The 7,192-nt window shown below is 69.2% G+C and carries 7 protein-coding genes; 1 reads left to right on the top strand and 6 read right to left on the bottom strand.

All coding sequences use genetic code 11. The features are described 5' to 3' along the window. Nucleotides 1-246 precede the first annotated feature (246 nt). Complete coding sequence (locus tag ACWGJ5_RS46180) at nt 247-1,380, top strand: nitric oxide synthase oxygenase (RefSeq protein ID WP_453315585.1); 1,134 nt, start codon at nt 247-249, stop codon at nt 1,378-1,380. A gap of 221 nt (nt 1,381-1,601) precedes the next feature. Here ACWGJ5_RS46180 and ACWGJ5_RS46175 read toward each other — a convergent pair whose 3' ends face one another. The 6 genes from ACWGJ5_RS46175 to ACWGJ5_RS46150 all read right to left on the bottom strand — a co-directional run bounded on the left by ACWGJ5_RS46175 (nt 1,602) and on the right by ACWGJ5_RS46150 (nt 6,811). Continuing rightward, entirely contained in the window at nt 1,602-3,224 is a 1,623-nt protein-coding gene (locus ACWGJ5_RS46175) for an IS4 family transposase (RefSeq protein ID WP_453315584.1), read from the bottom strand. Nucleotides 3,225-3,470: 246 nt separating this feature from the next. Next, nucleotides 3,471-3,878: a hypothetical protein gene (locus tag ACWGJ5_RS46170; protein ID WP_453315583.1), complete on the bottom strand. Its 408-nt coding sequence runs from the start codon at nt 3,876-3,878 to the stop codon at nt 3,471-3,473. 92 nt (nt 3,879-3,970) lie between these two features. Beyond that, a complete protein-coding gene (locus ACWGJ5_RS46165; protein WP_453315582.1) occupies nt 3,971-5,434 on the bottom strand; it encodes a dihydrolipoyl dehydrogenase family protein in 1,464 nt (487 codons plus the stop codon). Nucleotides 5,435-5,538: 104 nt separating this feature from the next. Further along, nucleotides 5,539-5,700, bottom strand: a complete 162-nt coding sequence (locus ACWGJ5_RS46160) for a hypothetical protein (protein WP_453315581.1) — start codon at nt 5,698-5,700, stop codon at nt 5,539-5,541. 256 nt (nt 5,701-5,956) lie between these two features. Then, entirely contained in the window at nt 5,957-6,235 is a 279-nt protein-coding gene (locus tag ACWGJ5_RS46155) for a hypothetical protein (protein ID WP_453315580.1), read from the bottom strand. Nucleotides 6,236-6,346: 111 nt separating this feature from the next. After that, nucleotides 6,347-6,811, bottom strand: coding sequence for a pyridoxamine 5'-phosphate oxidase family protein (locus tag ACWGJ5_RS46150; RefSeq protein ID WP_453315579.1), 465 nt, complete (start codon nt 6,809-6,811; stop codon nt 6,347-6,349). Nucleotides 6,812-7,192: the final 381 nt, after the last annotated feature.

The raw sequence follows: 7,192 nt of genomic DNA, 5'->3' as shown, positions 1-7,192 counted from the left end.
GGGAGCGGATCCATTTCGACCCCTTCGACGTGCCCGCACTCGAGGCCGTGTTGCTGCCCCGGCAGTTGCGGGAACCGCCCGAGGACTGAGCGTCCGGCCGACCCGGCCCCGGCCATGCGGCCACTCGCTTGCCGCCCGCCTGCCGGACTCGGCATCGCCCCGTCCGCTCCCGGCCGTGCGGCCGCCGTACCACCGCCGGCGCGCCCGGCTCGTGTGAGCACCAGACCCCGAGCAGGAGAGAATCCGATGCAACTCCCCCCTTCGTCCGGCCCGGCTCCGCACCGCCCATCGGCGCACGAGGCCGTCCTGGCGGCCGCCGAGGTGTTCATCCGGCAGTACGCCGCCGAGAACCCGAGCGACGGCGACCCGCGTCGGCGGCTCGCGGAGGTCACCGCCGAGGTAGAGCGCTTCGGCACGTACGAACACACTGCGGCGGAGGTGGCGTACGGCGCGCGGGTGGCCTGGCGCAACGCGGCGCGCTGCATAGGCCGGCTCTACTGGAACAATCTGATCGTGCGGGACCTGCGGCACGTCAGGCATCCCGACGACATCGCCAGTGAGTGCTTCGAGCATCTGCGGATCGCGACCAACGGAGGCCGTATCCGGCCGGTCATCAGCGTCTTCGCCCCCGATCGCCCCGGCCGTCCCGCCGCCACGCTGCTGGGCGAGCAGTTGGTGCGCTACTCGGACGACCCGCGCAGCACCCACCGGGTGGCGCTGGCCCGGGACTTGGGCTGGAAAGGCGGTGAAACACCCTTCGAGATACTGCCGTTGCTGGTACAGCCCGGCTCCGGCCTCACTCCGGAGTTTTACGAGGTGCCCGAGGACGCCGTGCTGGAGGTGCCGTTGACGCATCCGCGCCATCCCGGGTTCGCCGCCCTCGGTCTGCGCTGGTACGCGGTGCCGGCCGTCAGCGACATGTCGCTGGAGATAGGCGGCGTCACGTACCCGGCCGCGCCCTTCAACGGCTGGTACATGGGCACCGAGATCGGCTCGCGCAACCTCGCCGACACCGACCGCTACAACCTGCTGCCCGCCGTCGCCGAGCTGTTCGGCCTCGACACCCGCAACGAGCGCACTCTGTGGCGCGACCGCGCCCTGGTCGAGCTCAACCTGGCGGTCCTGCATTCTTACGAGCAGGCGGGGGTGAGCATGGCCGACCACCACACGGAGTCGCGGCGGTTCCTCGCGCACGTGGACCGCGAGAGGCGGCACGGGCGCCCGGTGCCGACCGACTGGAGCTGGATCGTCCCGCCCCTGTCCGGAGGGGCGACCGCGGTGTTCCACCGCTACTACGACCCCGAGGATCCCGAGCTACGGCCGGCCTTCGTGCACCGGACCGCAGAGGTGCCGCAGGGGTGCCCCTACGGCGCAGCCTGAGAGGTCGTCTTCTCCCGTTGTCTCATCCCGGGATGCGGATTTCATCCGGTGATGTCCGGTCGCGCCAGAGACCTCACGATGCCAACGCGTCAAGCCCAGGGGCAGGTTTGGCGGGGAACGCGGTGTTCTCGTCGAACAACTTGTGGTGCTGGAGGCAGTGGTAGAGCTGTCCGAGCATGCGGTTGAAGCAATGCCACGAAGTTAACGCCGTCGCCGTCGAGTCAAGGGCATCCGCTGGGTGAAGGCTGAGGTGGTAGGCAATCGGGGGCGAGCCGGTAGGTCGCGTTTGCGATCTTTTCGAGGAGACCTTCCCGTGTCCAGCGGCCCAGTTGGACGCAGAAGCTGTCGTAGTGGGTGAAGTTGAGCGCCTGGGCCAGCTCGCGCGCATGCCAGGAACGATGAGGTGCGGTTCGCATGTGCTGGAGGACTCGATTGCGCTGACCACTGCGGCCCTCTGCTGCGGATGATGAGGACTGGGTGAGGATCTCGACAGCAAGACTGGTGACATTCTGGCTGGTCAGGGGGTGCTCGCTGGTCGGGTTCGCCGGATAGCGCGAGGTCGGGCATTTCACCTTTCGGGCACTGGTGCGTGAGCGTCTGGGAGGCAGCAGGGCGGACAGTACCGCAGTGGAAATACCGTTGGTGGTGCGGTCCCACGGGGCCGGCAGGACATGCTCAGCGCAAATCACCTGGTCACGGGCGGCCTGCAAGGCGACGGTGAAGCTTGTCCGGTCCGGGTCGGCCCCGGGGACGGACTCGACGGCGTCGACCATCGCCATGCGGAGGGCCTGGTAGAGGGTGAGCAGAGCCCACACCTCCTGCTCCAGTCCGCGCGGCTCCTGGGAACGCAGGACCCGCCCGGTCAGCAGGGTGTGCCACAGCGAGTAGAAGGCGGACTCGATCTCCCAGCGCTCATGATAGAGGCGGACCAGGACCTCGGCGGGGTCGCAGCGGTGGTCCGTGAGAGTGGTCGCGAGTCGGTAGCGGCCCGCAATGCGCTGGCCGCTGCTGGTGGTGAGCGTGATGTCGGCGTCGATGATGCGGACGCGCAGGTCCTGGAAACGGGTGAGGTAGGAGCCGTCGGGGAGAACCGCCAGCACCGCGGGGCGACGATGGGCACACAGCCGCACCAGGAACTGGGATCCGGTGCCGGCGACGGCGCGGAGAAAGTCGTCGCCGTCGAAGGCGCGGTCTGCCAGCAGGAGCATCTGCGGGGTCAGCCGAGGCAGCAGCTGGGTCGCCTGGACAGCCTCGCCGTTCTCGGACGAGCCGAAGACCGCACCGAGCAGGCCGCGGGTCCCAGTCTCGCACAACGCGGTCAGTCTCAGGGACGGATAGCCGGACATGCCCCAGTGGTGCCGGACTTTGCCCAGCAGGGCCCGGATGCGCGGCAGGTCCGGTGCCTTGAGGGAACTGCAACCGTCGAACGCTACAGTCCGCCAGCGCCGGTAGCAGACGCCGGGTGTTGACGACCGCGCCAGCGGCACCGCCAGAACGTCGAACAGAACCCTCAGCGGCTCCGGACCCAGACGTCGACGCAGCTGACGCAGGGCGGCTTCGGACGGAGTGCGCAGGTCGATGCCCGACAGGCCGGCCACGAGCTTGTCCCAGACCCTCCGGTATCCCAGAGCCGGGAACAGGCCCAGGGCCAGGACGAAGTAGATGCCGACCCGGGACGGAAGCGTACGCACACGGGCCTGAACGGTCCTGGTCTCTTCGAGTACATCATCGACAAGCTCGAACGGTATGTACTCAGTCAGCCCACCAAGCTGACCAGGCGCGAAGGCGCCCGCGGCAACAGTCGTAGTGCGCGTCACGGTGCAGATGGCGGACTGGCTCGACAACGGGATCCTCTGATCAGGAACGTCTTGGTCGACTTCCTCCTACCAGGAGGTCCCACTGTTCAACGCCATAACCGCCCACCGCAGACCCGCCCTTGACTCGACGGCGACGGCGTTAACTTCGTGGCATTGCTTCAACCGCATGATCGGACAGCTCTACCACTGCCTGAAGCAGGGCAGGAATTACGACGAGTCGCTCGCCTTCGGCGCCCCTTCCACCGAGGCCGTTGTCAGCGCCGCTTGAGCCGGTCAGCGGGGAGTGAGGCAGGCTTCGAGGTCGGCTCGCTGTTGCGGGGGCAAGTGGTCGCCGAGGGGGGCCTTTCGGGGGCTGTGATCGCCTTCGCAGAGCCAGCTCTGTTCGTCATCATCGAACCACCAGTCCTCGGCGCCCCACATCGGGTGTCCCTGGAGCAGGTGTCTGGCCAACGCCTCGCTCGGCTCAGGAGCACCCTGAGCGACCAGAGCCTCGACCACCGCCGTCACGGCCTCCTCCGGAACCGCCGCGTCGCCGAGAACAGGCAGAAGAAGGAGGAGACGGGCGTGAGGGTCGGTGACGCCTGCCGCACCCCGTGGTGCCTCCAGCAGGGCGGCGAGCCAGAAGCCGTCGAGGAACTCCCGCTGCTGGTCGACCAGGCCCTGCCAGCCGATGCTGCGCACCCCGGCGAGTTGCCGGGTGGCTGCCAGTCCTGTGCGTGCGGCCGCATCGAGGGCCCCGGACTGGGGAGGCGAGGATGTCAGGTCGCGGTGGTCTACGGCGTCTCCTTATCGCGCTGGTAGGCGGCGAGGAGGAAGAGCCAGATCTCGCTGACGGTGGGGAAGGGGGCGATCGCGTGCCTGAGCCGTTTGAGCGGGACCTCGCCGGCGACCGCGATGGTCGCCGAGTGCAGGAGCTCGCTGACGCCCGGGCCGACGAAGGTCACTCCCAGCAGGACCTCGCGGTCGAGGTCGACGACCAGCCGGGCGTGACCCCGGTAGCCGTCGGCGTAGAGGTTAGCGCCCTGGGCGGCGTTGAAGTCGAGGTCGACGGTCTTGATGCGGTATCCGGCGCGCTCCGCCTGTTCGGCGCTCAGGCCCACCGCGGCCGCCTCGGGGTCGCTGAAGAACACCTGGGGTACGGCGTGCCGGTCGGCGGTGGTGGCATGGTCGCCCCAGGGTTCGTCGTCCAGCGGGCGGCCGGCGGCGCGGGCACCGATGGCGTCGCCCGCGGTCCGGCCCTGGTATTTGCCCTGGTGGGTAAGCAGCGCACGGTGGTTGACGTCGCCTAGGGCGTACAACCAGTCTCCGTCGGCACCCTGGACCAGGCAGGTGGTGTCCACGTCCAGCCAGGAACCGGGGATGAGGCCGACCGTGTCCAGGCCGATGTCGTCCGTGGCGGGGGTGCGGCCTGTGGCGAACAGGATCTCGTCCGCCTCCAGCTCGCCGCCGTCGTCGAGGGTGAGGGTGGCCGGTCCCTGCGGGTCCGGGCGGCGCAGGGCGGTCACCTGGACGCCGATCCGCACGTCCACGCCCGCCTCGCTCAGTCCCTGGGCGACCAGTTCGCCGGCGAAGGGTTCCATGCGGGGGATCAGGCGGCGCCGGGCGAGCAGGGTGACCTGGGAGCCGAGGCCCTGCCAGAGGGTGGCCATCTCGATGCCGACTCCGCCGCCGCCGATGATGGCCAGGCGAGTGGGCACGGTACTGGATTCGGTGCCCTGCCGGCTCGTCCAGGGACGGGCCTCGGCGATGCCCGGGATGTCGGGCAACGCCGGCCGGCTGCCGGTGGCGATGGCCACCGCGTGCCGGGCCGTGAGGGTCTGCCGGGCGCCGTCGTCACGGGTGACGCTGACGCGTCGGGGCCCGTCGAGACGGCCGTGGCCACGGAAGAGGTCGGCTCCGATGGACTTGAGGAACAGAGCCTGTCTGGTGTCGTCCCAGTCGGAGACATATCGGTTGCGACGGGCGAAGACGCCATCGGCGTCGACCCGACCGGTGACAGCCTGCCGGGCACCGTCCACGCGCCGCGCGTCGGCGAGCGCGATGACCGGCCGCAGCAGCGCCTTACTGGGCACGCACGCCCAGTACGCGCAGTCACCGCCGACCAGTTCCCGTTCCACGACCGCTACGGAGAGGCCGGCGGCCCGGGCTCGGTCGGCGACGTTCGCACCGGCCGGACCTGCGCCCAGCACGACCACGTCGTAAGGCACTCCCGTCTGGTTTTCGTGCGATTCGCTCATGTTCTTCCTCGCATTCCTGGGAGTGCCTGACGACGCTCGAGGCGGTGGTGATGCTGTCCGTCGGGCCTGGGCGGGGGCTCCCCGACCAGGCCAGGGTGCGTCGGTCAGGCGTCGGTGTGCGGGGTGACGACCGGCCGTTCGGTGTCGGTATCGGCGAGGACGTTGAAGTAGTTCGTGAGGATGTTCAACGCCAGAATGCCCGTGACCTCGGCGATCTCGGCGCCGGTGACGCCCACGGCCCGGGGCAGCCTTGAACTGCGTCTCACCGATGTAGCCGCGGCCGCGGGCAATCGCGTGGGACAGATCCGGCAGTGCGGCGGCGTGGGGGGCGGCGGACTCCGCGTGGCGGGCACGCTCCAGTCCCCCGGCGCCGACCTTGGCGACGCGCGCCCCTATGTAGGTGTGGGCGGAGAGGCAGTACGTGCAATTGTTGTACTCCGCGGTGGCGATCGCCAGCCGTTCCCCGACCGATGCCGGGATCAGGGTCCCTGGTCCGCCGCGAGGGCAGCATCCTCCCGGCGATCACCATGAGCAGCCGGACACCATCACCCAGACCGGCAGCCGGCCCGTCTGCCCATGGCCGAGCGGGATGTCCGCCTCGGAGAACCACAGGTCACACTGGGCCGGCTCGCCCGGCCGATACGTAGTCCTGGACACCGGGTCCACCGGCAAACACGCCGGTCTGAGTTCACGCACAACACGTTCCTTGAGGATCGTCATCCCCCGCTGCCGGCCGAGCCGCTCCACGATCACCGTCGCCGGCCTCGTCGGCATCTCCAGCAAAAGCTTGCGGATCTGCACCCTGACCGCGTCCACCGCCGAGCCCCTCAGCGGACGCTCGTACCTCGGCGGCCGGTCGGCGCAGACCACGGTCTGCGGCCGGCCCTGCGTAACAGACGTCCCGATGTGTCATCAAAGGTATGCCACACCGTAGTTGGCGGCCCACTCATGCTTCAGGTCGTCCTCGTTCGCGTGCCCGAACGTGTACGCGGGAGAGTCCACCCGCAGCACCCGGTCCACCCTGATCAGTACGGCCTCGTGGCACGGGTAGATGGGATCGCCGTGGGTGTTCAGCACCCACTGGCGGGACCAGTCGTACACCGGGTCGCCTTTTCCGCGGATCTCGGCCGTTCCCTTGAAGCGGTATCCCCGCCGGAGCAGGAAGTCAATCACGTTGACCTCGACCCGCGGATTGTGCCGCAGGTTCTCCACCGTATTGGGCGAGGCCATGTTCATGAATACCAGGTGATCGTCGTCGTAGACGCGCACGGACCCCTTCGGGGAGAGGTTCGGAGAGCCGTCCTCGCAGACCGTCGCAACGAACGCCAGCTTGGCGCTGGCGACGATCTGCCGCATGTCCTCAGTGATTATTCCCATCGCTCGTCAACCTTTCCTAACACGTCTGCGTGCTCCGCCCTCCTGGCCGTCACGACGCAGCCTTCCGAGTGCCACAACAGGCCGATGGCCTGGTCCGGCCGATGCCCCAGCGCTCGCTCTGCGCCGTCGCGCGGGCTGCCCGATCGCGTTGGAAGCCCCCGGGCCGACCGCCTGATGCGCGCCGCGCCTGGTGGGTACGGCCGCGCACGGGGCCGTCCCCTGTCCGGCGGGTGCCATGACGCGGTGTCAGGACCGGGCGACACCCCGTCGTGGATGTGCTCAGGTGAGCACGATCTTCTTGCCGCCGGCCTGCCCGGCGGAGACCCGGGCGAAAGCGGCGGGCGCCTCACTCAACGGGAGCGCTTCCACGTTCTGCTTCAG

Source organism: Streptomyces sp. NPDC054783 (genome assembly GCF_053611725.1).
This window is presented reverse-complemented; position numbering and strand designations above follow the sequence as displayed.